This window comes from Porphyrobacter sp. ULC335 (assembly GCF_025917005.1).
Lineage (GTDB): Bacteria > Pseudomonadota > Alphaproteobacteria > Sphingomonadales > Sphingomonadaceae > Erythrobacter.
The window spans coordinates 225,760-249,900 of sequence record NZ_CP078091.1; the positions used below are offsets into that span (position 1 = coordinate 225,760).

The following is a 24,141-nucleotide window of genomic DNA, read 5'->3' on the forward strand; positions in this document are numbered from 1 at the left end:
GTTCGATAAGGATCACGAAGGCTAGAACCGGAGTGAGGAGGATGGCGCCAAAAACTGACATCCTCACCCCAAGGCTCAGGCCTCGATATTCCTTCATCAAGATCACTCCGCTGCAATCGCGCTGTAGTCGGTCTGGTCTTCGTCCTCGTCGAGGATCGACTTCAGTTCGACGTTCAGACCCAGCGAGCGCATTTCCTTGACGAGCACGTTGAAGCTCTCGGGAATGCCGGCCTCGAAGGTGTCGTCACCCTTGACGATCGCTTCGTAGACCTTGGTGCGGCCGACCACGTCGTCGGACTTCACCGTCAGCATTTCCTGCAAGGTATAGGCGGCGCCGTAGGCCTGGAGCGCCCAGACCTCCATTTCGCCGAAGCGCTGGCCGCCGAACTGCGCCTTACCGCCCAGCGGCTGCTGGGTGACGAGGCTGTACGGCCCGATCGAACGTGCGTGGATCTTGTCGTCGACCAAGTGGTGCAGCTTGAGCATGTAGATGATGCCCACGGTGACCTTGCGGTCGAACGCCTCGCCGGTGCGGCCGTCATACAGCGTGGACTGACCCGAAGAGTCGATCCCTGCCTTGATCAGCATTTCCGACACGTCCGGTTCGCGCGCGCCGTCGAACACCGGGGTCCCCATCGGCACACCAGCCGCAAGGTTGCCCGCCAGTTCGACGATATCGGCCGTGGTACGGCTGTCGATGTCCTCGAAATACTGCTCGCCGTAGATGTCCTTGAGACGATCGACCACAGCGGCGGGCGGAGCCACACCGGCGTAATCGGACGCCGCATTCGGATTGGCAGCGCGCCATTCGTCCAGCTTCGCCTTGATCTCGTGACCCAGCGCGCGGGCTGCGAAGCCCAGGTGGGTTTCGAAGATCTGCCCGACGTTCATGCGCGAAGGCACGCCCAGCGGGTTGAGCACGAGGTCGACCGGCGTACCGTCTTCGAGGAACGGCATGTCTTCGGCCGGCAGAATGCGGCTGATTACACCCTTGTTCCCGTGGCGGCCGGCCATCTTGTCGCCCGGCTGCAGCTTGCGCTTCACCGCGACGAAGACCTTGACCATCTTGAGCACGCCCGGAGCGAGTTCGTCGCCGCGTTCCAGCTTTTCCTTGCGGTCATGGAACTTGGCATCGATCACCGCGACGGCTTCGTCGTACTGCGTCTTCACCGCTTCGATCTGCGCCTGACGGCCATCATCCGCGACCGCGAACTTGAACCATTCGAAGCGCTCGAGCTCATCGAGCATCTCGGCAGTGATTTCGACGCCCTTCTTCGCGCCCTTGGGAGCAGCCGATGCGGTCTGGCCGATCAGCATGTCGCGCAGGCGGTTGTAGGTCGCACGGTTGAGGATGTTGCGTTCATCGGCCGCATCCTTGCGGAGGCGTTCGATTTCCTCGTTCTGGATCGCACGGGTACGGTCGTCGATCTCGATACCGTGGCGGTTGAACACCCGGACCTCGACGATGGTGCCCGCAACGCCCGGCGGCAGACGCAGCGAGGTGTCACGCACATCGCTCGCCTTTTCGCCGAAGATCGCGCGCAGCAGCTTTTCTTCCGGCGTCATCGGAGATTCGCCCTTGGGCGTGATCTTGCCGACAAGGATGTCACCCGGGTGCACTTCTGCACCGATGTAGACGATGCCTGCTTCGTCGAGGTTGCGCAGGGCTTCCTCGCCGACGTTGGGGATGTCGCGGGTGATGTCCTCTGGCCCGAGCTTGGTGTCGCGGGCCATGACTTCGAACTCCTCGATGTGGATCGAGGTGAAGACGTCGTCCTTCACGATGCGTTCGCTGATCAGGATCGAGTCTTCGTAGTTGTAGCCGTTCCAGGGCATGAAGGCGACGAGGCTGTTCTTGCCCAGCGCCAGCTCGCCCAGATCGGTCGAGGGACCATCGGCGATGATGTCGCCCTGTTCGATCACGTCACCCACCTTCACCAGCGGACGCTGGTTGATGCAGGTGTTCTGGTTCGAACGCTGGAACTTCTGCAGCGTGTAGATGTCGACGCCCGACTGGCCGGGTTCGACATCGCCGATCGCACGGATCACGATGCGGGTGGCGTCGACCTGGTCAACGATCCCGCCGCGCTTGGCAGCGATCGCCGCGCCGGAATCGCGCGCCACGGTTTCTTCCATGCCGGTGCCGACCCACGGCGCTTCCGCCTTGACGAGCGGCACGGCCTGACGCTGCATGTTCGAGCCCATCAGCGCGCGGTTGGCGTCATCGTTTTCCAGGAACGGAATGAGCGATGCCGCGACCGAGACGAGCTGCTTGGGGCTGACATCCATCAGCGTGACGTGCTCGCGCATCGCCATCAGGTTGTCGCCGTTGTGACGGGCCGAGACCAGTTCCTCGACGAAGGAGCCGTCCTCGTTCAGTTCAGCCGAAGCCTGCGCAACGGTGTGCTTCTGCTCTTCCATCGCGGAAAGGTAGATCACGTCCGCCGTCACCTTGCCGTCGATCACCTTGCGGTACGGCGTTTCGATGAAGCCATACTTGTTGACGCGGCTGAACGACGCCAGCGAGTTGATCAGACCGATGTTCGGGCCTTCCGGCGTTTCAATCGGGCAGATGCGGCCATAGTGGGTCGGGTGAACGTCGCGGACTTCGAAGCCTGCGCGCTCACGGGTGAGACCGCCCGGGCCCAAGGCCGAAACGCGGCGCTTGTGGGTGACTTCCGAGAGCGGATTGGTCTGGTCCATGAACTGCGAGAGCTGCGAGGAACCGAAGAACTCACGCACTGCGGCCACGGCGGGCTTGGCGTTGATGAGGTCGTTCGGCATCACGGTCGATACGTCGACCGAGCTCATGCGCTCCTTCACGGCGCGCTCCATGCGCAGCAGGCCGACGCGGTACTGGTTTTCCAGCAGCTCGCCCACCGAACGCACGCGGCGGTTGCCGAGGTTGTCGATGTCGTCGACTTCGCCCTTGCCGTCCTTGAGGCCGACAAGCTCCTTCACCACCGCGAGGATATCTTCCTTGCGCAGCGTGGTGACGGTGTCTTCGCACTCGAGGCCGAGACGCATGTTGAGCTTCACGCGGCCCACGGCCGACAGGTCATAGCGTTCGGCATCGAAGAACAGGCCTTCGAACAGCGCTTCGGCGGTTTCCTTCGTCGGCGGTTCGCCCGGACGCATGACCTTGTAGATCGCTTCCAGACCCTCGTCGCGGTTCTCGGCCTTGTCGGCCTTGAGCGTGTTGCGGATCCACGGACCAGTGTTGATCTCGTCGATGTCGAGCAGCGTGAGGGTGTCGATGCCAGCCTTGTCGAAGGCCTCGACATGCTCGAGCGTCACTTCATCACCGGCTTCAATGTAGATGCGGCCGGTGCTTTCGTCGATCATGTCGGCGGCGGCATAGCGGCTGACGACTTCTTCAACCGGCAGCAGCAGGTTGGCGAGGCCATCCTTTGCGGCCTTGTTGGCGGCGCGCGGGCTGATCTTGGTGCCGGCAGCGAAGACTTCCTCGCCGGTGGCCGCGTCGATCAGCGCGAAGGTCGGCTTGGCGCCGCGCCATTGCTCGGCCACGAACGGGATCTTCCAGCCATCCTTGGCGCGCTCCCACACCACGGTGTTGTAGAAGTGGTGGAGGATATCCTCGGCATCGAGGCCGAGCGAATAGAGCAGCGCGGTGACCGGCAGCTTGCGCTTGCGGTCGATGCGGACGTTGACGATGTCCTTGGCGTCGAACTCGAAATCGAGCCACGAGCCGCGATACGGGATCACGCGGGCGGCAAACAGCAGCTTGCCCGAAGAGTGGGTCTTGCCGCGGTCATGGTCGAACAGCACGCCCGGCGAACGGTGCATCTGGCTGACGATCACACGCTCGGTGCCGTTGATGATGAAGGTGCCGTTGTCCGTCATCAAGGGCATGTCGCCCATGTAGACGTCCTGCTCCTTGATATCGAGCACGGAGCGGGTTTCGGTTTCGCTGTCGACCTCGAAAACGATGAGACGCAGGGTCACCTTCATCGGGGCAGCATAGGTGATGCCGCGCTGACGGCACTCGGTTGTGTCGTACTTGGGCTCTTCGAGTTCGTAATGCACGAAATCAAGCTCGGCAGAGCCGGCGAAATCGCGGATCGGGAAGACCGAGCGCAGGGTCTTTTCGAGGCCCGAGACATAGCCGGTGGCCTTGTCGGACCGCAGGAACTGTTCGTAGCTTTCGCGCTGAACCTCGATGAGGTTCGGCATCTGCACGACTTCGTGAATGTCACCGAAGATCTTGCGGATGCGCTTCTTGGCGGTCCCTTGCGCCTTGCGGCTGCGGGTCACGGGCGGCTTCGCCTTGGTTGCCATGGAAGATTGGGCCTCTTGATAGGCCGCGCGGGAGAGCCGCGCGGACGGGAAAAATCGCTGTCGGTCGCCGCAGAGAAAGTGCCAGTTCCGACGCAAAAACGCCGCATTGCCATACCCCCTGTCAGGAGGGCGTTTGCAGCAGCATTATGTTTGCATCGCGAGATTGGCTTTCCGCCGCTTCCATTTCGGGACCGATCCCCGCGTTTGAATCGGTCTTGCTCGAAGCTGGCGTGAGGGGCGCATGTAGGATTGCACCCCCGCCCTGTCAACGCTCCGGCGGGCGCGGATCGTCACAAAAGGCGGCTTTGCCGAAAATCGACGCGGGCTATATCGTTTTTCAATATTATTGATTGACGATATGCAGCGAATCGGATTAGAGAGCACTTATCGAATTACGATACGCCTCACATAGGAGAACGATATGACCCGCTTCCTCAACACCACCCTCGCCGCCTGCGCCGCGCTGGCCCTTTCGCTCGGTTCGATCAGCGCAATCGTGTCGGTCCCCAGCGCGCAGGCCGAAACGCCGACGGTGCTTGCGCTGCCCGCCATCGCCTGACCACGAACCTGAAGGATTAAGCCATGAAATTCCGCAGCACTGACCCGCTCCTAACCGCGGCCAAAGTTGTCGTCGCATTGCTGATCGCCCTGAGCATCTTCGTGATGGTGATGCTGACGATCGGGCTTGGCGCTATCTTCACCGTTGAACGCAGCGACCTGCTCGCCAAGCTGGCTTCGGCCGGTGCGCCCCAATACGCTTACTGGATGGTTGCACTGGTGATCGCCATGCTCATCGGGCTGTTCTGGCACGCCTTCCAGTTCCTGCGCGATCTGTGGTCGATCATCGCATCGGTCGATGCGGGCGATCCCTTCCGTCCGGCGAATGCTGACCTCCTCAATCGGATGGGCTGGACCGTCTTGGGCGCCTATATCACCGCGCTTCTGATCGCCTTGCAGGCGGCCTGGCTGGAGCAGTTCGACCCGCTCGACAGCATCGACGCCGATGTGAACATTGATCTGGGCGCGGGCGGTCTGCTGCTGATGCTGACCCTGTTCATCCTCGCCCGCGTGTTCCGCCATGGCGCCGCGATGCGCGAAGACCTGGAAGGAACCGTGTGATGCCCCCCATCAACGATGACCTCGAAGGAACCCGCATCATGGTGAAGCTCGACGACCTGCTCTACGCCCGCCGCATGACGCTGACCGAACTGGCCGAGCGTGTCGGCCTCACCCTCGCCAACCTGTCGATCCTCAAGACCGGCAAGGCCAAGGCGATCCGTTTCTCCACCCTCGCCGCGATCTGCCGCGAGTTGGAGTGCCAGCCGGGCGATCTGCTCGCTTACGAAGCGGAATGAATGGCCGGACGGGTCGGGGTTCGCCCCGGCCCGCTCGCCATATTCAGTCAGAACGGACGCGGCCCATCACCAGCGCGGCAAAGGCCAGCAGCAGGATCGCCCCCGCCTCGTAAACGACGTTTTCTGCGTCCATGTCCTTGCCTTGCAGCACGATCAGCCGTGCAATCGCGGTGATGGCGATGAAGATCGGAAAGACGAACGACGAGCCCTTGCCGGTGTAGAACACCGCGATCATCGCGATCACCTCGGTATAGAGGAACATCAGCAGGATATCGGCCAGCACGATTGAACCGCGCTGGTAGACCGACCAGACCTCCACCCCCGCAGCCACCAGCGTCATGATCGCGGCGAGCATCAGCAGGCCTTGTTCGATCAGCTTGAACAGTTTGCCCGCAGGGCTGTCCTGCAAAACCGGTTCGGGCCGGGCGTCGTCGGGCTGGGGCTTGTTCATCGGGCGCAGCTATAAGGCAAAGGTCGGTGCTTTACCAAGGATTTGGCACTTGAAGGCAGCGACGATCGCCGCGGCCGAGGGGGGCCAGTGACGGGACAATTGGCTTGACTCGTCGCCACGCATGGCTAATGCGCCCGCCGACCGGCCAAGCCTTTGGCTGATCCGGTCATCCGTCCGAGACAGTTGGTGAAGGCAATCAGGCCTTCTTAATTTCCAGCCTAGACGGGGAAACGAGATTTCGCAGGCAGCCCCGGCTGCTTGCTTGCGTGCCTGCCATGATGCCGGCGCACACCCTCCTTCCCTTTCGACGGACTCGCCCGTGTTCGGAGCCCTGGCGGCCCTGTGCGCGGACAAACGTAGCCGGTCGTTCGGGCACCCGCCCGCACGGCCATTAGTGAAGGAGTATGGCATGGATCGTTCGCAGAAAGCCGACGCGGTTGCCCAGCTCAATGCGGTCTTCAACGAGGTTTCCGTGGTGGTCGTCACCCGCAACCTCGGCATGACGGTGGCTCAGTCCACTGCCCTGCGTCTGAAGATGCGCGATGCTGGCGCCACCTACAAGGTTGCGAAGAACCGTCTCGCCAATCTCGCCCTCGAAAACACCGACTATGTCGGACTTGGTGACATGCTCACCGGTCCGGTCGGGCTGGCCTGGTCGACTGACCCGGTCGCGGCTGCCAAGGCCGCTGTCGAATTCGCCAAGACGAATGACAAGCTCGAAATCGTCGGCGGTTCGATGGGTTCGGTCGTTCTCGACGAAGCAGGGATCCGGGCGCTTGCCTCGATGCCGAGCCTCGACGAGCTGCGCGCCAAGCTCATCGGTCTGGTCAACGCACCTGCGACGAAGATCGCCCAGGTCGTTACCGCACCCGCCGCGAAGGTCGCCCGTGTGTTCGCCGCTTACGCGGACAAGGCAGCTTAAGAGACGTTTTTCGTCAGACGAAACAATCTGGGGCGCATTTGCCCCGCCACAATTTGGAGTGAACCATCATGGCCGATATTGCCAAGCTTGTTGAAGAACTTTCGAAGCTGACCGTGCTCGAAGCAGCCGATCTCGCCAAGGCCCTCGAAGAAGCATGGGGCGTTAGCGCCGCTGCTGCTGTCGCGGTTGCCGCTGGCCCGGCCGCTGCTGCCGAAGCTGTCGAAGAGCAGACCGAATTCGACGTCATCCTGACCGGCGACGGCGGGAAGAAGATCCAGGTCATCAAGGAAGTCCGTGCCATCACCGGCCTCGGTCTGACTGAAGCCAAGGCTCTCGTCGAAGGCGCGCCCAAGGCCGTCAAGGAAGGCGTGAACAAGGCTGAAGCCGAAGACATCAAGAAGAAGATCGAAGAAGCCGGCGGCACCGTCGAGCTCAAGTAATCTTTCTTGCAAGTTTTGCGGGCGTCTTGAAGCGTCCGCAGATGGAAGGGCGGCGCCAGCAATGGCGTCGCTCTTTTTTTGTTTACCTGAAATCGGGTGGCGCTAACTGACGTGGTGATCCCGACAAGGGGATCACGAAACAGGGGGACGTCACTACATGAAGTTCAAGCTTATCGCTCTCGCCATGCTGGCGGGCGCATCACTGAGCGGCTGCGCGACCGTTATCAACGGCACCAATGTCGATTACGCCACCGACACCGATCCGACCGGAGCCGACGTGGTGTTCCTGAACGGTCTCAAGTGCACTTCGCCCTGCACCGTCGAACTCAGGCGCGGTTCCGACACGCGGGTCGATATCAGCAAGCCCGGATTCGAGCCGGTTTACGTCCTCCTCCAGTCGCGTCTGGCCGGGTCGACCTTCGGCAACATTATCGCAGGCGGGATTATCGGCGGTGTCGTCGATGGCGGAAACGGGGCCAGCAACACACTCTTCCCGCGCCCGCTGATGGTGCGCCTCGCACCGGCTGGCTCGGGCAACGCGGCAATGCTGCTCGACAAGGATGGCAAGGAGCTGATGACGGTCGAGGAGCACAACGAAAAGGTTCGGGCCGACGTCGCCAAAACAATCGGCAATACCCTTGCCGGCGTCGACCAGACGGCGCCGTCCAACTAACCCGGCGACATATCTCATGAAACATAAAGGGTGGCGCCAGCGATGGCGTCGCTCTTTTTTTGGCGTTGGATAAGGCGCGAAACAGGCTGCATTTATTGCAAACCGGCACTGACCCAGCGCCGGCCGCGCTCGCCGTCCCTCAAAAACCACGGCCCGATTGCATCCTTTGCAATCGTTTAGGAACCGGACGGTCAAGCCAGCCGGACGATGTAACATGGTTAAGTTACTTTACACCGTGTTAATACTACCTAACATCTCATTACCGGGTCGCCGAGTCGCATGACTTTGCCGAGCTGAATGGGGGCATCCCCCGTTAGCCGGTTCCTGGTTGAGTTTGGGGGGAAATAATGTCGTATCTGAAGGCATGCCTTGTGGGCTGCGCTGTGCTGTGCGGTACGCCGCTTGCGGCTCAGGATGTGGTTTACGAGCCCATCAGCCCGACTTTCGGCGGCAACCCGTTCAATTCGAACCACGTGCTCGGCGTCGCCAACGCGAACAATGATTTCCGCGATCCGAGTGCGGCAAACCGCAACTCGCAGGCCGATATCTTCTCCAGACAGCTGCAATCGCGCCTGCTCTCGGCGCTGTCTTCGCAGATCGTCGATGCGATCTTCGGCGACAATCCGCAGGAATCCGGCACCATCAGCTTCGGCGGGCAGACGATTGAATTCTTCCGCTCGCTCGAGGAAGTGACGCTGATCATCCGCGACGACACCACGGGCGAGGAAACCCGCATCGTCGTGCCGCTGTTCATTGACGTGAACTGAGCCGGACGATGCGCAGACTTCTCACTCTTGCCCTGACGTCGCTCACCGCGCTGTCGCTTGCCGGCTGCATGAGCATGCCGCAGGACGGGCGCAATTCGATGGCGACCACCACCAGCCTCGCCTATTTCCCGAAGAAGACCCAGACCCAGAACCTGCTCAACCAGCTGCCTGCGCCGCAGCGGCCGGTGGCGATTGCGGTCTATGGCTTCACCGACCAGACCGGTCAGTTCAAGCCGAGCGAACAGGGGCAAACCCTGTCGCGCGCGGTCACGCAGGGCGCAAGCTCGATGCTGGTCAAGGCGCTGCAGGACGCGGGGAACCGCGGATGGTTTACCGTGGTGGAACGCGAGCGGCTGGATAACCTGCTGCGCGAACGCCAGATCATCGGCGAGATGCGCAAGCGCTATCTGGGCGAACAGGAAATCGATCCCAATGCCCTGCCTGCGCTGCTGTTTGCGGGCGTGCTGCTGGAAGGCGGGATTGTCGGATACGACACCAACACCGTCACCGGCGGCGCTGGCGCGGCCTTCCTTGGGATTGGTGCCCGCACCGAATACCGGCAGGACACGGTGACCGTCTACCTGCGCGCTGTCTCGGTACGCACCGGCGAAGTGCTCGCCAACGTGACTTCGTCCAAGACCATCGCCAGCCAGGCGATCGGCGCGAGCGCGTTCAAGTTCGTGGCGTTCCGCGAGCTGCTCGAAGCCGAGGCCGGGATCACCTCCAACGAGCCCGATCAGGTCGCCCTGCAACAGGCGATCGAAAAGGCTGTCTACGGCCTCGTGCTCGAGGGTGTGGAGCTGGATCTGTGGCGGTTCGAGGACATGTCGGCCGCCGTGCCGCTGCTCTCGGCCTACCGCGCAGAGCGTGACGGCGTTTACGACGCCAGCGATATCCAGAAGGCGATCAAGCGCGCTGGCTCGCTGACGGCGCTGACAGTCGTCGATGGCGAAAAGGAGAATGAACGGCGGGACGGTTCGTAACGCCGGAAGCTATTCCCCGAAGGACGCGGCAGTCCGGCGGGGTCAACTGAAAGGCGCAAAAAGCGCCAAGGGCCGCACAAAATAAAGCACGCAAAGGAGCGGCAACTCCGATGCGCGCGAGGAAAAGGTAAGCGATCACCTGATTGACCCGGCGTCTATGCGCGCCGTGGTCGATGCTCGGTATCGCCTATCACCAAGGCGGATGCAATAATGAATACCGAGCGGTTAACTGCGTATCACCTGACAAGCATCCAACCGGCCGACATGGCCGGACCGGTGACCTGCGTGTGCGCCAGCCCAGCCTCCCACCCTGCCTCAAGCCTTGCCAACCCCATCCCGGCACCCGCGACGCATGAACGTCTGCGGGGCCGGATAACGTCGCACATCTTCGTAAATCCAGAAGGAACAATGCAATGAAGAGAATGATCAAAACCGGTGTTTCGATGCTCGCGATTTCGCTGGCCGGCGCTGCGATGGCACAGGCTGTCCCCAACACCTCCGACGTCGAGCAGACCGGCAGCGGCGAAACCGCCGTCGTGGGCCAGTCGGGCACCGGCACCAACACCTCGGACATCGATCAGGACGGCAGCGACAACACTGCCACCGTCACCCAGTCGAGCGTTGCGGGCGGCACCAACGCCTCCACCATCCTCCAGTCGGTAACCGCCAGCGGCAACGAAGCCACCGTGGGCCAGACGGGCGAAGGCAACACCAGCAACGTCACCCAGGATGGTGATGACAGCGACGTGACCGTCGACCAGGACGGCACCGACAACGTTTCGGGCGTGACCCAGAACGCGCTCGCTTCTTCCGCCACCGTCACCCAGACCGGCAATGCCAACGCCAGCACGGTCGGCCAGACGGGCGACAGCTCCACCATCCTCGTCAGCCAGAACAATGATGACGGCGCGATCGACGGGAACGATTCCTTCGTCACCCAGAGCGGCGATGATGCTCTGGCGACCATCGACCAGAACGGTCAGGGCAACGTTTCGACCGTTACCCAGACCGGCACAGCCTCGCTGACCAACATCATCCAGGATGGCACCGGCAACACTTCGACGGTCACTCAGGGTGGCATTTCGGCGGATGCGTTTGTCGACCAAACCGGCGAAGGCAATATCTCGGTGATCGGCCAGACCGGCTTCAGCTCGGTGACCGATGTCACGCAGAACGGCGATGATAACCAGTCGACGGTCACGCAGTCGGCTTCGCTGGCCGACACCACGATCCAGCAGAATGGCACGGGCAACCGCTCGACCGTCACGCAGTCCGGACTGGATTCCTCCACCCTGGTGACCCAGAACAATTTCCCCGGTATTCCGGTCGGCAACAACTCGCCGATCGGTAACACCTCATTCGTGACCCAAAGCGGAGCCGGGTCGGAAACCGAAATCCTCCAGAACGGAACGGGCAACTCCTCGACCCTCACCCAGTCGGGCATCGGTGCCGTAGCCTATGTTGAACAGAACGACTTCAACAACGTCTCGACCGCCAACGAAACCGGCGCCGGGTCGGACCTTTTCGTGCGGCAGATCGGCACGGGCAATGATTCCAACGTCCGTCAGAACGGGATTGGATCGGAGGTCGACGTTTTCCAGAACGGCACCACGAACAATTCTCTGGTGATCGGCACCGGGCTTAACTCGACCATTGATGTGTTCCAGGGCGGGTTGAACAACTCCAGCACGATCAACCAGACCTCTCTCAACACCAATGCAACTGTGTTCCAGGACGGTAATGCCAACCAGTCGGTGATCGCGCAGCTTGCCGGTGAAGCCGATGTCGATGTGACCCAGACCGGGATGACCAACTTCTCCGACGTGCGCGGTGTGGCGAACTTCTCGGACGTGACGGTGAACCAGAACGGCACGAGCAACCGCTCGGAAGTCGATCAGAACTCGGCGAGCATCCGGGTCGGCATCTTCACCCTGCCCCTGCTCAACGAGAATCAGAGCGCTTCGGTGACCCAGGACGGCGTCGACAATACCTCGCGCGTCGACCAGTACGGCCGCAACCAGGTCGCGCAGATCAACCAGATCGGTGAAGGCAACATCTCGGGCGCCCCGGGCGGCCTTGCCGGGATCACCCAGGTCGGCGAGAACCAGACCGCCACCCTGCTGCAGGAAGGCGACGGCAACCGCTCGGTCATCAATCAGGGCATCAGCGGCAGCTTCACGATCATCACCGCGGCTGCCAGCGACGGCAACAACGCCGATGTGACCCAAAACGGCGATGATGGCGTGTCCAGCATCACCCAGAACGGCGATCTCAACACGGCGACGCTCGAACAGGATGGCCTGCTGAACGATTCAACCATCGTCCAGCTCGGCACTTCGAACACCGCAACCGTCACGCAGGCGGCGACCGGCAACGCGTCGGACGTCAACCAGAACGGCACGGGCAACAGCGCGATCGTCAGCCAGGGCATGTGACCCCGGCGTGTGGAAGGCGCGGCAAGCGCCGCCGCCTTCCACGCCCCCGCGGTCACGCATCACAAATCAAAGGACAGTCAATCATGAAGAACATCATCATCAGCGGCGTATCGCTTGTGGCCTTGGCCATCGCGACCCCCGCCCTCGCCCAGAGTGTTTCCACCGTGGATCAGATCGGCACCGGCAACGGCGCCACCGTGACCCAGACCGGCAGCAACAATTCGGATGTCGATCAGGACGGCACCACCAATACCGCCACAGTGACCCAGGCCGGCACTGCCGGTGTCTCGATCATCGACCAGACCGGTTCGGGCAACACCGCCACGACCGATCAGGACACGCTCGGCGGCTTTGCCGACGTGACCCAGATCGGTGACGAAAACACCTCGGACATCGAACAGACCGATACCGCCACCCTCGGCAGCACCGGCGCCGTTCCGGAAGACCCGGAAGCGGTCGTCAACCAGCAGGGCAATGCCAACGCCTCGACCATCGGCCAGTCCAACCTCACGGGCAGCTACAACCTGTTCGCGAGCGTGACCCAGAACGGTGATGAGAGCATCTCGACCGTGACCCAGAGCGCAGCCGGCACCGGTGCGGGCAACCTCAACGCGATCGTCAACCAGACCGACGGCGCGACCTCGACGATCACGCAGACCGCCAATGCGCAGCAGGCTGTGAACCAGTTTGCCTACGCCACGCAGACCGGCCCGAACGAATCCACCATCTCGCAGTCGTTCACGGTCGACAATTCGAACTCGTTCCTCGCTTCTGTCTACCAGAGCGGCACGGACAACACCTCGACCATCACGCAGGCCGATATGGCTCCGGGCAACAGCAACCCGGACAACAACATCACCGGCCAGGTGACCCAGACCGGCGACAACAACTCGTCCGATCTGACCCAGCTGAACAAGGCTGCGACCGCCACGATCCTGCAGACCGGCAATGACAACATCAGCATCGCCAGCCAGACCTTCTCGACCAACACCCTGACTGTCACCCAGTCGGGCAACGACAACCTGTCGGAAATCGAGCAGGCCTGGGGATCGAGCTCGCAGGCAACCGTGCTCCAGTCGGGCAGCAACGTGGAATCCGACATCTTCCAGTCGGGCCGCTTTGACGAAGTCTATGTCGACCAGCTGGTCGGTTCCGACGGATCGACCTCGAAGGTCACCCAGACGGGTGCCTTGGTGCTGACCCCGACCAACAATCTGGCGCAGATCACCCAGACCGGCGCGAACAACATGTCGGACGTGACCCAGAACGTCTTCGATGGCGATGCCACCGTCGACCAGTCGGGTGAGAACAACAACAGCACGATCCAGCAGATCGGTAACGTCATCGGTGGCACCAACACCGCCAGCGTGAACCAGTCGGGCGACGACAACGGATCGGATGTGTTCCAGGAAGGCTCGCTCAACGAAGCCACCGTGCTGCAATCGGGCAACGGCAACACCGCCGGCGTCTCGCAGACCGGTGCCGGCAACGTGTCCGATATCCTGCAGAGCGGAGCGACCAACACGGCGACCGTGACGCAGACCGACAATGGCAACGTGTCGAACATCATCCAGGCCGGCACCAACGGCTCGGTGACGGTCACCCAGGGCTCGTAACGAGACCACTCAGGCGCTCCGGGCGGGACTTTGGTCTCGCCCGGAGGTCCATAATCGACTACCGGGAAAACCCATGTCCTCACGCGCCCTCATCCCTGCCTTGTGCCTCATGACGGGCGCGGCTGTGCTGGGCGCGCTCGGCACGCCGGGGGCCGCGCAAACAGTACCGAACGGCCCCGAGCGCGGCGTGTTCGTAACGCAGATCGGCGACGGCAGCCGCACCGAAATCGTCCAGCAGAATTCCGATAGCCTCGCGCAGATCGTGCAGGATGGCGAAGCCAACCAGATCGACCTTGCCCAGAAGGGTGCGGCACCGCACCGCGCACAGATCGCGCAGGATGGTGACGGCAACCTTGTCGATGCACAGCAGGATGGCGACGGTTCGACCGATCTTGCCCTGCTTCAGGAAGGCAACGGCAACTCTGCGCTGGTCATGCAGAGCGAAATCTCGGCCGCCGAACAGACCAGTGCCGCCATTGCGCAACGCGGCAATGGCAATCGCCTGATCCTTGCCCAGAACGGCAGCGACAATTCGGCAGAGCTTGAACAGCTTGGCGACGCCAACACCATGTCCGCCACCCAGCTCGACAGTGGCAATCACCTCGAATGGAGCCAGATCGGAGACGGCCTCGCCGATCTCCAGATCACCCAGACCGGCGGCGGCAATCTTCAGGTCACGCAAAGCAACACCGGCGCGCAATTCGCGCCCCCGCCGGGCGGATAGGGCCGCGATGATCCGGTTGCCCCGCCTTGCCCTGATGGCGTCCGCTGTGACTGCGGCGGGGCTGATGGCGAACGGTGCGATGGCCCGGCAGGACGAAACGGCCTCGCCAGCCAGCCGCACTGAAGCCACCCAGATCACGCAGCCCGGTGCGCCTGCCGCATCCGGGCCGGGCCGCGCCTATCTCGACGAGACCGGACGACCGGTCCCACCGCAGCCGCCCCGCGCCAGCCTGATGCAAACCACCGGCGACCAGATCTCGCGCGGAGAGGGCAGCGCGCCCACCAGCCAGATTTCCGCACGCGGGCAAGGCGGGCCGGGCATGGCGCAGCTTTCCAGCGCCGATCTTGACGCGACCCTCGCCCAGCTTTCGCCAGCCGAGCGGCTCGTGCTGCTGCAGGCGATCACGGGGAGCGACATCTGCGACAATCCGCCTGCCGTTGCAGCGGTTCTGGCGCTGTGCCAGAACCGGCTGGAAACCCGCTCGGGCGAGTTCGCCGCGCGCACCGACCGCCCCCTCAGCGCCGAAGAAAGCCTGCTGCGCGGCGATTTTGAAAACAGCGCCCTGCCGAGCATCGATCAGGTGATAGAACGGCTGGCACGCGGCAGCGCGTCGAGCGGCGATTTCAGCAATCAGGCGATCGCCTCGATCGCTTTGGGATCGGCTGCCACCGCGCCCGCCAATCCCCAAGGCAATGCCGAACCTGAAACCCAGGGCCTCGGCGAAGAAACGCAGGCGCTCGTCAATGCGCTGATCAACCAGCTTGGAGGCCGCGCGCCATGACCACTGCCCTTCCCGCAGGCGCGCTTGCGCTCATGCTCCTTTCCCATGCCACCGTGGAGCCTGTGATGACTGACGCGCCGCACGCCCTCACCCTTGATGTCGAAAGCCGTGACGGAATGCTCGAAGTCCGGCTCACCGGCCTGTCGCCACACGCGCAGGGGGTAAGCTATGCGCTCGAAGTGACGGGGCAATCGACCTCGCGCCATCGCGGCTCGACCACGCTGGCCGCCGGCACGCAGGCGGTGCTTTCGACCATGCGCACGCCCGCGGGCGAGAACTGGTGCGTGAAGCTGGTGGCCGAGGACGAGGGCGGCGCGCCCTACGAAATCACCCGCGGGAATTGCACCGCCGGTTAGGCTTCAGCGCGGGCGCGGCACCTGTGCCATGCCGGTTGCGCCAAGCCCGCGTTCGGGCGCGCTGATCTGGTCCATGTGGACCTTGCGCGCGGCCTTGGGCCGGGTATCGGTGCGGCCGATATTGAACTCGTCATAGACCGGATCATAACTGATCGGGATGCCCTGCGCCTGCAACTCGGCAAGCGAGACATAGGCATTCCCCGCCGCCGAAGTGCGGATGCGGGCGAGCTGCGCGTCGTCGTAACGGTCGGCCAGAACCTCCACCACCGATCCCAGCCGCACCTTGAGCCCGGCGGCGGTCTGCTGGAAATCGAGCGCGCCTGCCGTCCGGCCATCGACGCGGGTGACAAGCTGCGACTTGGACGCGAGATCGGCGATCGGCGACGGGCTGGCCGAAACGGGCGCGGCCAGCGCGGGCGCGGGCTTGGGCACGACGACAGCGGCAGGCGGCGACGGGGCGGCGCTGACCGGCGCGCGGGCGGCGGGTGCAGCGACAGGCGCCTTGGCAACGATCGGTGCAGGCGCGATTTGCGGCGCGGGAGCAGTCTGGACAGGGCGCGCAGCCGGAGCTGCAGAAGCGGCAATCCGTGCCGGGCCGACCTGCTCGATTGCTCCCAGCATGGCGGGTTGCACCGGCACAACCGGCGCAGCGACGGAGACGACCCGCGCCGCCGCCTCCGGGACAGGCACGGATGCCGGAGCGGCTTCAGGCACCGGCTCGGCCAACGTCCCGGCGGGGGCGCGTAGGGCCGGCTGCTCATCGGGCAGGAGGATCGCGAAGGCGGAGTTGTCAGCAGCAGGTTCGGGTAACGAAGCTTCCTGTGCCGACTCTGGCAGCCACGCCGATTGCGTGGCGACAGACGGCGTCACCGGCGCGGCAACAGCCGCAACAGGCTCGGCGGGCAAGGGGGGAGCCTGCACGGCCGCCTCCGCCAGACCCGGCGGCACAGCGCGTGACTGGGGTACCGGCACAGCAGGCGCAACTTCGGGTAGCGGACGTGATGCAGCCGACAGCGATGGTTCCGCCAGGACAGCCAGAGGCACAGCAGCAACCGCGCGAACGGGATCGGTAACCGCGCGAACGGGATCGGTACCGAGATCGAGAATCGGCGCGTAGCGGACACCCGCCAGCCCCGGCTTGGCCGTCTCTGACCCGCGGTTAACCCCCGCTTGGCCCCGCCTTGCGGCAGGTTCGGGCGGGTCAGACAGCCCTTCGCCCCCGCCCAGATCACCCGCGCCGACCGAGAATTCGGGCAAGGCCAGCGCGGCCATGACCATCACCCCGCCGGGCAGGATACGGGTCAGCAACCGGCGGCCCGGCCCCCTACGGCGCACGGCATCGCCCGCACCATCCACGGTGCGGCCTCCGCCAGCGTCGTCAGAAAAACCTCGGCCCTGTGTCACTATGCCCCCAAGCCGCGAATTATGCGGCGCGCGGGCGATTCGACAAAGCGGATTCGCCCAAATTGCGCCATTTCGGGACGATGTTCAGTCAATGTTCCTCTGAATGGAGCGCCACCTCCTCCCCCATTGCGGCAAAGTGATGTGACAAGCGGGCTTTTGCCCTTCCCCCGAATCATCCCTGCCCCTATCCGGACCGGCTCGCCTGACCGCGGGCCTCAAGGCGACCCAAGCACCGATCATGCAACACACAAGCACACTCGACACGCCCAGCTGGGGGCAGGAACTGCGCGCGACGCTGGCCTTGGCCGTGCCGCTTGCGGCGACGAACCTGTTGCAGATGCTGATCCACGCGGTCGATGTGATCTTCATTGCCCGGCTCGGCGACAAGCCGCTGGCCGCATCGAGCCTCGGCATCGCGATCTTCGGTCTGACCGTCTGGGCTATGACCGGGCTGGTCGGTGCCTGCGCCCCGCTGATCTCGGCCGAGCGCGGGCGGCGGCTCAATTCTGTGCGCGATATCCGCCGCACGGTGCGGATGGGCATGTGGGTGGCGGTGCTGTTCGGGCTGGTCGGCATGGCCATCGCGTTCGGCGGAGAGGCGCTACTGCTGGCGAGCGGGCAGGAGCCCGAGATTGCCGCACTGGCGGGCGATTTCCTCGCAATCATTGCCTTTGCGATGATCCCGATGGTGCTGGCGGGCGTGTTCCGCATCTTCGTCGCCGCGCTGGGCAAGCCGGGCTATGCGACCGCGATCACCCTGCTGGCGCTGGGCACCAACCTTCTGGGCAACTGGGCGCTGGTGTTCGGCAATCTCGGGATGCCCGCGCTCGGCCTGACAGGCTCGGCGCTGTCGAGCGTCATCACCGCGTTGGCGATGCTCGCGGCCTATGTGTTCGTCATTGGCCATGACCGCACCTTGCGGCGTTATCGTATCTTCGGGCGCTGGTGGCGGCCGGAATGGTCGCGTCTGAAGCAGATCATGGTGATCGGGACGCCGATTGCGCTGACCGTGCTGGCAGAGGCCGGTCTGTTCAGCGGCGCGGCGCTGCTGATGGGCCGCATCGGCGAGACCGAACTGGCCGCGCACACGCTGGCGCTGAACATCGCCGCGCTCGCGTTCCAGATCCCGTTCGGCACCGCGCAGGCGGCGACCATTCGCGTCGGCTTCCACCATGGCGCGGGCGACCGCGTGGCGGCGGGGCGCGCGGGCTGGGTCGCGCTGGTGATCGGCACCGGCTTCATGAGCACGACCGCGCTGGCGATGGTGCTGGTGCCAGAGGCGATGCTGTGGGTCTATGTCGATCCCGATGCACCCGCCAACGCCGCGCTGGTGGCCTTTGCGCTGCAATACCTTGTGCTCGCCGCGATCTTCCAGTTGGCTGACGGGGTGCAGGCGGTGGGTGCGGGCGCGCTGCGCGGATTGCAGGATACCCGCGTGCCGATGTGGATCGCGATCTTCAGCTACTGGGTGCCGGGCTTCGGCATAGCGATCTGGCTCGGCTTCTACACCCCGCTCGAAGGGACAGGGGTGTGGATCGGGCTTGCCACCGGGCTGTTCTTCGCGGCGGCAGGGCTGCTGTGGCGCTGGGCGCGGCGCGATGCGCTGGGCCTGACGCGCTACGAAGACGCCGCCTAGCGCGCGGCGGCCGGTGCCGGTGCGACGCCGGTCGGGATCGTCAAACCGAGTTCATCGAACTTCAGCTTCACACCCTCGTTCAAGGCCCATGACAGCGCGAGATAATCGCCGGTCATGCACCACACCCTGAGGCCGACACGCACCGAGTTGTCGGCCAGCGCCGCCACAAAGGCGACCGGCGCTGGATCAGCCAGCACGCGCGGATCGGAGTTCGCCAGTTCGAGCATCGCCGCACGCGCCGCCCGCAAATCGTCCTCGTAATTGATCGGCACCACCAGTTCGAACCGGCGGGTCGGCATCCGCGAATGGTTAACCACCGCCTTGTTCCACAACTCGTTATTGGGAACCATGACGTAGAGCCCGTCGAGCTGGAGGATCTCGGTCGTGAACAGGCCGATGGCCTGCACCGATCCTGCGACTGTGCCTGCGGTGATGTACTCGCCCACGCGGAAGGGGCGCTGGATCAGGATCATCACGCCTGCCGCGACATTGCTGAGCGTGCCTTGCAGCGCGAGGCCCACTGCCAGCGCGAGGCCGCCGAGCGCCGCGATGATGCTTGTCGTCTGCACCCCGAACTGCGTCAGCACCGTGATCGCGACGATCGACCACAAGGCATATTTGATGATGTTGCTGAGGAACTTTGCGACTGTGGGCTCGATCCGGCTGTTGCCGGTCAGCGCGCGGTCCGCCCAGCGCGACAGCAGCCGGGCAAGGATCACGCCGATGACCAGCACGGCCACCGCGCCGGTCAGATAGGCGAGATTGGTTTTCAGCCAGACCCACGCTTCGGCCGTTACGTTGATCTCGTCATTAAGGGCCGCGAGGCGGGCGGGCAGCTTGGGGGCAGTCATCGTCGCAAAAGGCTCCTTGAAGGGCGGGAGGCTGGATAACCGAGCCTGCTTGCGCTGACCACCCCGCACCCGGAAACGCATCGGCTGCGAAATTTTTGCGTGTGCAGGGGTTGATTCATTCAGTCCCCACGACCAAATGCCGGTTCGTTGGCACTCTCAGAGGGAGAGTGCCAAGCAAACTCACCCCATCAAGGAAAGGTCATAACCATGGCATTTCGTCCGCTGCACGACCGCGTTGTGGTCCGTCGCATCGAAGCCGACCAGAAGACCGCTGGCGGCATCATCATCCCCGATAGCGCCCAGGAAAAGCCCAGCGAAGGCGAAGTTGTCGCCGTCGGCGAAGGCAACCGTGACGAAGACGGCGATCGTATCCCGCTCGACGTCAAGGTTGGCGATCGCGTGCTGTTCGGCAAGTGGTCGGGCACCGAAGTCAAGATCAACGGCGAAGACCTGCTGATCATGAAGGAAAGCGACATCATGGGGATCATGGGCTGATCGCCTGATCCCTTCCGCTTCCTTCCAATACCAACCCAATCTCAGGAGAAACAATCATGGCAGCCAAGGACGTCAAGTTCGGCCGCGAAGCCCGCGAAGGCATTCTGCGCGGCGTCGATATCCTCGCCAACGCCGTCAAGGTGACGTTGGGCCCCAAGGGCCGCAACGTCGTCATCGACAAGAGCTTCGGTGCGCCCCGCATCACCAAGGACGGCGTCACCGTCGCCAAGGAAATCGAACTCAAGGACAAGTTCGAGAACATGGGCGCCCAGATGCTGCGCGAAGTCGCCAGCAAGGCGAACGACAGCGCCGGTGACGGCACCACCACCGCCACCGTGCTCGCCCAGGCGATCGTCACCGAAGGCATGAAGTCGGTTGCCGCCGGCATGAACCCGATGGATCTCAAGCGCGGGATCGATCAGGCCGTGATCGCGGTTGTCGAGAACCTCAAGAGCCGTTCCAAGGACGTCTCGGACAGCTCGGAAATCGCGCAGGTCGGGATCATCTCGGCCAATGGCGACCGTGAAGTCGGCGAGAAGATCGCCGAAGCCATGGAAAAGGTCGGCAAGGAAGGCGTGATCACCGTCGAGGAAGCCAAGGGCCTCGAGTTCGAACTCGATGTCGTCGAAGGTATGCAGTTCGACCGTGGTTACCTGTCGCCCTACTTCATCACCAACCCCGACAAGATGACCGTGGAACTGGATAACCCCTACATCCTGATCCACGAAAAGAAGCTGTCGAACCTGCAGGCGATGCTGCCGATCCTCGAAGCCGTGGTGCAGGCGGGCCGTCCGCTGCTCATCATCGCTGAGGACATCGAAGGCGAAGCACTGGCGACTCTCGTGGTCAACAAGCTGCGCGGCGGCCTCAAGGTCGCGGCTGTGAAGGCTCCGGGCTTCGGCGATCGTCGCAAGGCGATGCTGCAGGACATCGCGATCCTCACCAAGGGCGAGATGATCAGCGAAGACCTCGGCATCAAGCTCGAGAACGTCACCGTCGGTATGCTCGGCCAGGCCAAGAAGGTCTCGATCGACAAGGACAACACCACCATCGTCGATGGCGCCGGTGATGCCGAAGACATCAAGGCCCGCGTTGCCGAGATCCGCACCCAGATCGACAACACCTCCAGCGATTACGACCGCGAGAAGCTGCAAGAGCGTCTCGCCAAGCTTGCTGGCGGCGTGGCCGTGATCAAGGTTGGCGGTGCGACCGAAGTCGAAGTGAAGGAACGCAAGGACCGCGTCGACGACGCTCTCCACGCGACCCGCGCTGCGGTTGAAGAAGGCATCGTCCCCGGCGGCGGCACGGCTCTGCTTTACGCCACCAAGGCTCTCGAAGGCCTGAAGGGCGCGAACGAAGACCAGACCCGCGGCATCGACATCATCCGCAAGGCGATCACCGCCCCGATCAAGCAGATCGCCCAGAACGCCGGCCATGATGGTGCGGTCGTTGCAGGCAACCTGCTGCGCGAGAATGACGAAACGCAGGGCTTCAACGCTTCGACCGACGTTTACGAGAACCTGGTCAAGGCCGGCGTGATCGACCCGACCAAGGTCGTCCGCACCGCGCTGCAGGATGCAGCTTCGGTCGCCGGCCTGCTGATCACCACCGAAGCGGCCATCGTCGAGCGTCCGGAAGACAAGCCGGCTTCGCCCCCGATGCCCGACATGGGCGGCATGGGCTTCTGATCGGATAGCGGCCCGGCCAGCCATGCTGGCCGGTGCTCGCGCCGATCCGGCCAGCGGAGCGCAGCTCCGACTGACGACTCGGGCTTTGCCCGAGGCGGCCCAGGCACCAGCACAGGAAAACCCCGGCGGAGCGATCCGCCGGGGTTTTTTGGTGCGCGGTCGCTTTTCTGGCAAGGCGGTCGGCAGACGCCGCCGGGCGCGCGATGCTGCGGAACGGGCCTGAAACCAGCGACGCGTGATTATCAAGTCCCCGGAATTTCTGTCCTATCCCAAGGAAGACCCTAGCCTGATTTCCCGCAACTCCGGATCAGCGCTGCTTAACCTTGGGGCGCAAATACGTCATCCCACGCTTGTGCGGCATAATGTCGAAAACGTCCTGGATAACACAGGTGCCGCCATCCTGTTGGCATTGCTGGAGGACGAGCGCTTCCGCTTCTTCCCGGCTTTGGCCGCCTGCAGTCGTGTAATGAAGTTTGTCGGTTCGCTTTCCAATCGCCAGCCACTGGTTTGAGATCACCCGGTTGGCCTGGCAGGACACGCCGCGGCTATCGCACTCGATCTCCATTTGGACCTGCGCAGATGTTGGTGAAATATATCCGCGCGCGACGATATAGCCATAATCACCGTCGCTCTTTGCATACCATGCAATCGAGCCATAGTTGCTGTTGCTGCGGATCTCTCCCGGACCCCAGTTCGACGGACGTGCGAGGATGTCAGCCACTGTCGCAGCCCGCCCTTCTTCCTGTGGCTTGATGACATGCTCATAGACCTCAGCGTCGGTCATCTGGGCGCTGGCCGGGGCAAGTGACCCTGCTGCGATCGAGAGGACACCCGCTACCCGTGCCAAAGTCCGGCGCGACAACATTTGGTTGGCTATCAGTTCGGGCATCGGAAACTCCGTACATGGCGATGAAGGGGCAAGCGATTTCAATGCCATGCAGAACGACGGCGATGCCTCTTGTTGTCAATATGCCACCACGAACCGGTACGCATTATGCGCATTCCGGCAATTCAGGGGAAACGGCACATAACGCCGTGAACCCCGCGACAGCGGGACCACGGGTCAAGCCCGGAAGGACGGAATAACTGCCCCTCAGCTTTGGGACTCAGGATGACCGATCTGACGTGAATGGTGGTCGGGGAAATTCGGAATGGCGGCTTCCGGATTGAACTATCTCGCCAGCAATTCTGCCGCATCCACTACCTGCACGTCGGCCATCATGCCAAGATAGGCGTCAAACCATGGCTTGTGTGCCGAGCCTACAATTACCAGAACACGCCCGCCGGGGTGGCGGGCAGCAACTTCACGGATGTTTGCGACCATGCGAAGATTGCGCACCTCCCACAGCGCCACACGGCGGCGGCCAACCTGATCGGGGCTGGGGCGGTTCAGCATGTTGAGCCACTGCCCGTCGGCATCGATCCGGCCTGCGGCCCCGCTGTTGAGCATGCGATATGTCGCCAAGGTTTCGTTAGGTGTCGTGAGCTTGCCGGATGCCTCGACCAAAGCCTTGAAGCGCGGTTCGACCAGCAGATCAGTAAGCCACGGCTCGGCCATGAAGGCCTCCATCGGCTTGGCCATTGCCGGGTCCGACTCGTCACTTTGATCGTCGGTGGGGTTCACACGATCCAGGCCCAGGCGCACGGCCAAACGGGCGGCAATCAGATGATTTTCATTGCGGCGGGCAGCGAAGGCATCAAGCTCACGCGCCAGAAGCGGTGAAATGCTTGCATCCGCAATGCGATCTGCCGGTGCCAGTCGCCACCATTGCACCAGCGCCGAGTTCGGGTCCCCAGCGGCAACGAACAACGCTGCAAGTCGCCGCCGCTGTTCGGGCGTGGGCGCGGCCGGCCAGGTAGCCAAGGTGCGGCGCATTTCGGCTTCGGCCTGGGGCATGTCCATCGCCAAGGTCGAGCGCGATATACCGGCCAGCGCCATAGCCCTGGCACCATAGGTTGTTGCCACGTCCGGGTAGGCTTCCCGATATGCCCACATTGCGTGGATGCCGACCCCGGTTAGCGCCTCGATCGCGATCGCATCGGGCTTGAAGCCAGCCAAGCGATCAAGCAGCGGTTCCAGCACCGCCGGGTCCCAGCCATCGGGTGTGCCGCTGAGGTGCGGTGTGCCCAGAACCAAGATTTGCGTTGCTTCGCCAATATGGACTTGCTGGTACGTGCGCGGATCGAAAGAAGCCACTGGGTCCTGCGCCGCAGCCATTGGCGCTGCAACCAAACTTGCGAGCAGAGCCATCAAGGCTGAAATCG

22 protein-coding genes are annotated in these 24,141 nt (G+C 63.4%); 16 read left to right on the forward strand and 6 right to left on the reverse strand.

From position 1 onward, the window contains the following. Positions 1-102: 102 nt before the first annotated feature. Complete coding sequence (rpoB, locus tag KVF90_RS01050) at positions 103-4,299, reverse strand: DNA-directed RNA polymerase subunit beta (RefSeq protein ID WP_264393003.1); 4,197 nt, start codon at positions 4,297-4,299, stop codon at positions 103-105. A 421-nt stretch (positions 4,300-4,720) separates the two neighbouring features. Between rpoB and KVF90_RS01055 the strand changes: the two genes are divergently transcribed. Genes KVF90_RS01055 through KVF90_RS01065 form a run of 3 tightly spaced genes read left to right on the forward strand, consistent with a single transcriptional unit; the run spans position 4,721 to position 5,654 of the window. Next, entirely contained in the window at positions 4,721-4,858 is a 138-nt protein-coding gene (locus tag KVF90_RS01055) for a hypothetical protein (RefSeq protein ID WP_264393004.1), read from the forward strand. 23 nt (positions 4,859-4,881) lie between these two features. Beyond that, positions 4,882-5,418, forward strand: a complete 537-nt coding sequence (locus tag KVF90_RS01060) for a DUF2975 domain-containing protein (protein WP_264393005.1) — start codon at positions 4,882-4,884, stop codon at positions 5,416-5,418. Beyond that, entirely contained in the window at positions 5,418-5,654 is a 237-nt protein-coding gene (locus KVF90_RS01065) for a helix-turn-helix domain-containing protein (protein ID WP_264393006.1), read from the forward strand. The genes KVF90_RS01060 and KVF90_RS01065 overlap by 1 nt, the downstream gene beginning before the upstream one ends. Before the next feature lie 43 nt (positions 5,655-5,697). Here KVF90_RS01065 and KVF90_RS01070 read toward each other — a convergent pair whose 3' ends face one another. Continuing rightward, positions 5,698-6,105, reverse strand: a complete 408-nt coding sequence (locus KVF90_RS01070; protein ID WP_264393007.1) for a phosphate-starvation-inducible protein PsiE — start codon at positions 6,103-6,105, stop codon at positions 5,698-5,700. Between the two features lie 409 nt (positions 6,106-6,514). Between KVF90_RS01070 and rplJ the strand changes: the two genes are divergently transcribed. From rplJ to csgH, 10 genes are all read left to right on the forward strand, one after another. Then, complete coding sequence (gene rplJ, locus KVF90_RS01075; protein ID WP_264393008.1) at positions 6,515-7,027, forward strand: 50S ribosomal protein L10; 513 nt, start codon at positions 6,515-6,517, stop codon at positions 7,025-7,027. 68 nt (positions 7,028-7,095) lie between these two features. Beyond that, positions 7,096-7,467, forward strand: a complete 372-nt coding sequence (rplL, locus tag KVF90_RS01080) for a 50S ribosomal protein L7/L12 (protein ID WP_264393009.1) — start codon at positions 7,096-7,098, stop codon at positions 7,465-7,467. Positions 7,468-7,624: 157 nt separating this feature from the next. Further along, positions 7,625-8,140: a hypothetical protein gene (locus tag KVF90_RS01085; RefSeq protein ID WP_264393010.1), complete on the forward strand. Its 516-nt coding sequence runs from the start codon at positions 7,625-7,627 to the stop codon at positions 8,138-8,140. Positions 8,141-8,487: 347 nt separating this feature from the next. Next, entirely contained in the window at positions 8,488-8,907 is a 420-nt protein-coding gene (locus KVF90_RS01090; protein WP_264393011.1) for a curli assembly protein CsgF, read from the forward strand. 8 nt (positions 8,908-8,915) lie between these two features. Beyond that, entirely contained in the window at positions 8,916-9,890 is a 975-nt protein-coding gene (locus tag KVF90_RS01095; protein WP_264393012.1) for a CsgG/HfaB family protein, read from the forward strand. 413 nt (positions 9,891-10,303) lie between these two features. Then, positions 10,304-12,325: a beta strand repeat-containing protein gene (locus KVF90_RS01100; RefSeq protein WP_264393013.1), complete on the forward strand. Its 2,022-nt coding sequence runs from the start codon at positions 10,304-10,306 to the stop codon at positions 12,323-12,325. Positions 12,326-12,408: 83 nt separating this feature from the next. After that, a complete protein-coding gene (locus KVF90_RS01105) occupies positions 12,409-13,941 on the forward strand; it encodes a beta strand repeat-containing protein (RefSeq protein ID WP_264393015.1) in 1,533 nt (510 codons plus the stop codon). A gap of 73 nt (positions 13,942-14,014) precedes the next feature. Next, positions 14,015-14,665 carry a hypothetical protein gene (locus KVF90_RS01110; protein ID WP_264393016.1) on the forward strand — a complete coding sequence of 217 codons (651 nt, stop codon included), beginning with the start codon at positions 14,015-14,017 and terminating at the stop codon, positions 14,663-14,665. Positions 14,666-14,672: 7 nt separating this feature from the next. Next, positions 14,673-15,446 (forward strand): hypothetical protein, encoded by a 774-nt coding sequence (locus KVF90_RS01115; RefSeq protein ID WP_264393018.1) that lies wholly within the window; start codon positions 14,673-14,675, stop codon positions 15,444-15,446. Then, a complete protein-coding gene (gene csgH, locus KVF90_RS01120; protein ID WP_264393019.1) occupies positions 15,443-15,802 on the forward strand; it encodes a curli-like amyloid fiber formation chaperone CsgH in 360 nt (119 codons plus the stop codon). Before KVF90_RS01115 ends, csgH begins: the two co-directional genes overlap by 4 nt. Positions 15,803-15,805: 3 nt before the next feature. Here the strand turns inward: csgH and KVF90_RS01125 are convergent, their stop codons facing one another. After that, on the reverse strand, positions 15,806-17,206 hold the full coding sequence (locus KVF90_RS01125; protein WP_264393020.1) for a hypothetical protein: 1,401 nt from the start codon (positions 17,204-17,206) through the stop codon (positions 15,806-15,808). Positions 17,207-17,444: 238 nt separating this feature from the next. On the opposite strand from KVF90_RS01125, the gene KVF90_RS01130 reads away from it, so the two are divergent. Continuing rightward, complete coding sequence (locus tag KVF90_RS01130) at positions 17,445-18,842, forward strand: MATE family efflux transporter (RefSeq protein WP_264393021.1); 1,398 nt, start codon at positions 17,445-17,447, stop codon at positions 18,840-18,842. On the opposite strand, the gene KVF90_RS01135 is transcribed toward KVF90_RS01130, so the two are convergent. Further along, positions 18,839-19,693, reverse strand: coding sequence for a mechanosensitive ion channel family protein (locus tag KVF90_RS01135; RefSeq protein ID WP_264393022.1), 855 nt, complete (start codon positions 19,691-19,693; stop codon positions 18,839-18,841). The genes KVF90_RS01130 and KVF90_RS01135 overlap by 4 nt on opposite strands. Before the next feature lie 207 nt (positions 19,694-19,900). On the opposite strand from KVF90_RS01135, the gene groES reads away from it, so the two are divergent. Continuing rightward, positions 19,901-20,188, forward strand: a complete 288-nt coding sequence (groES, locus tag KVF90_RS01140) for a co-chaperone GroES (RefSeq protein WP_264393023.1) — start codon at positions 19,901-19,903, stop codon at positions 20,186-20,188. Positions 20,189-20,244: 56 nt separating this feature from the next. Next, a complete protein-coding gene (groL, locus tag KVF90_RS01145) occupies positions 20,245-21,876 on the forward strand; it encodes a chaperonin GroEL (RefSeq protein ID WP_264393024.1) in 1,632 nt (543 codons plus the stop codon). Positions 21,877-22,183: 307 nt separating this feature from the next. On the opposite strand, the gene KVF90_RS01150 is transcribed toward groL, so the two are convergent. Further along, positions 22,184-22,765, reverse strand: coding sequence for a DUF4189 domain-containing protein (locus tag KVF90_RS01150; protein WP_264393025.1), 582 nt, complete (start codon positions 22,763-22,765; stop codon positions 22,184-22,186). A 282-nt stretch (positions 22,766-23,047) separates the two neighbouring features. Beyond that, positions 23,048-24,127 carry a DUF5694 domain-containing protein gene (locus KVF90_RS01155; protein ID WP_264394598.1) on the reverse strand — a complete coding sequence of 360 codons (1,080 nt, stop codon included), beginning with the start codon at positions 24,125-24,127 and terminating at the stop codon, positions 23,048-23,050. Positions 24,128-24,141 lie beyond the last annotated feature (14 nt).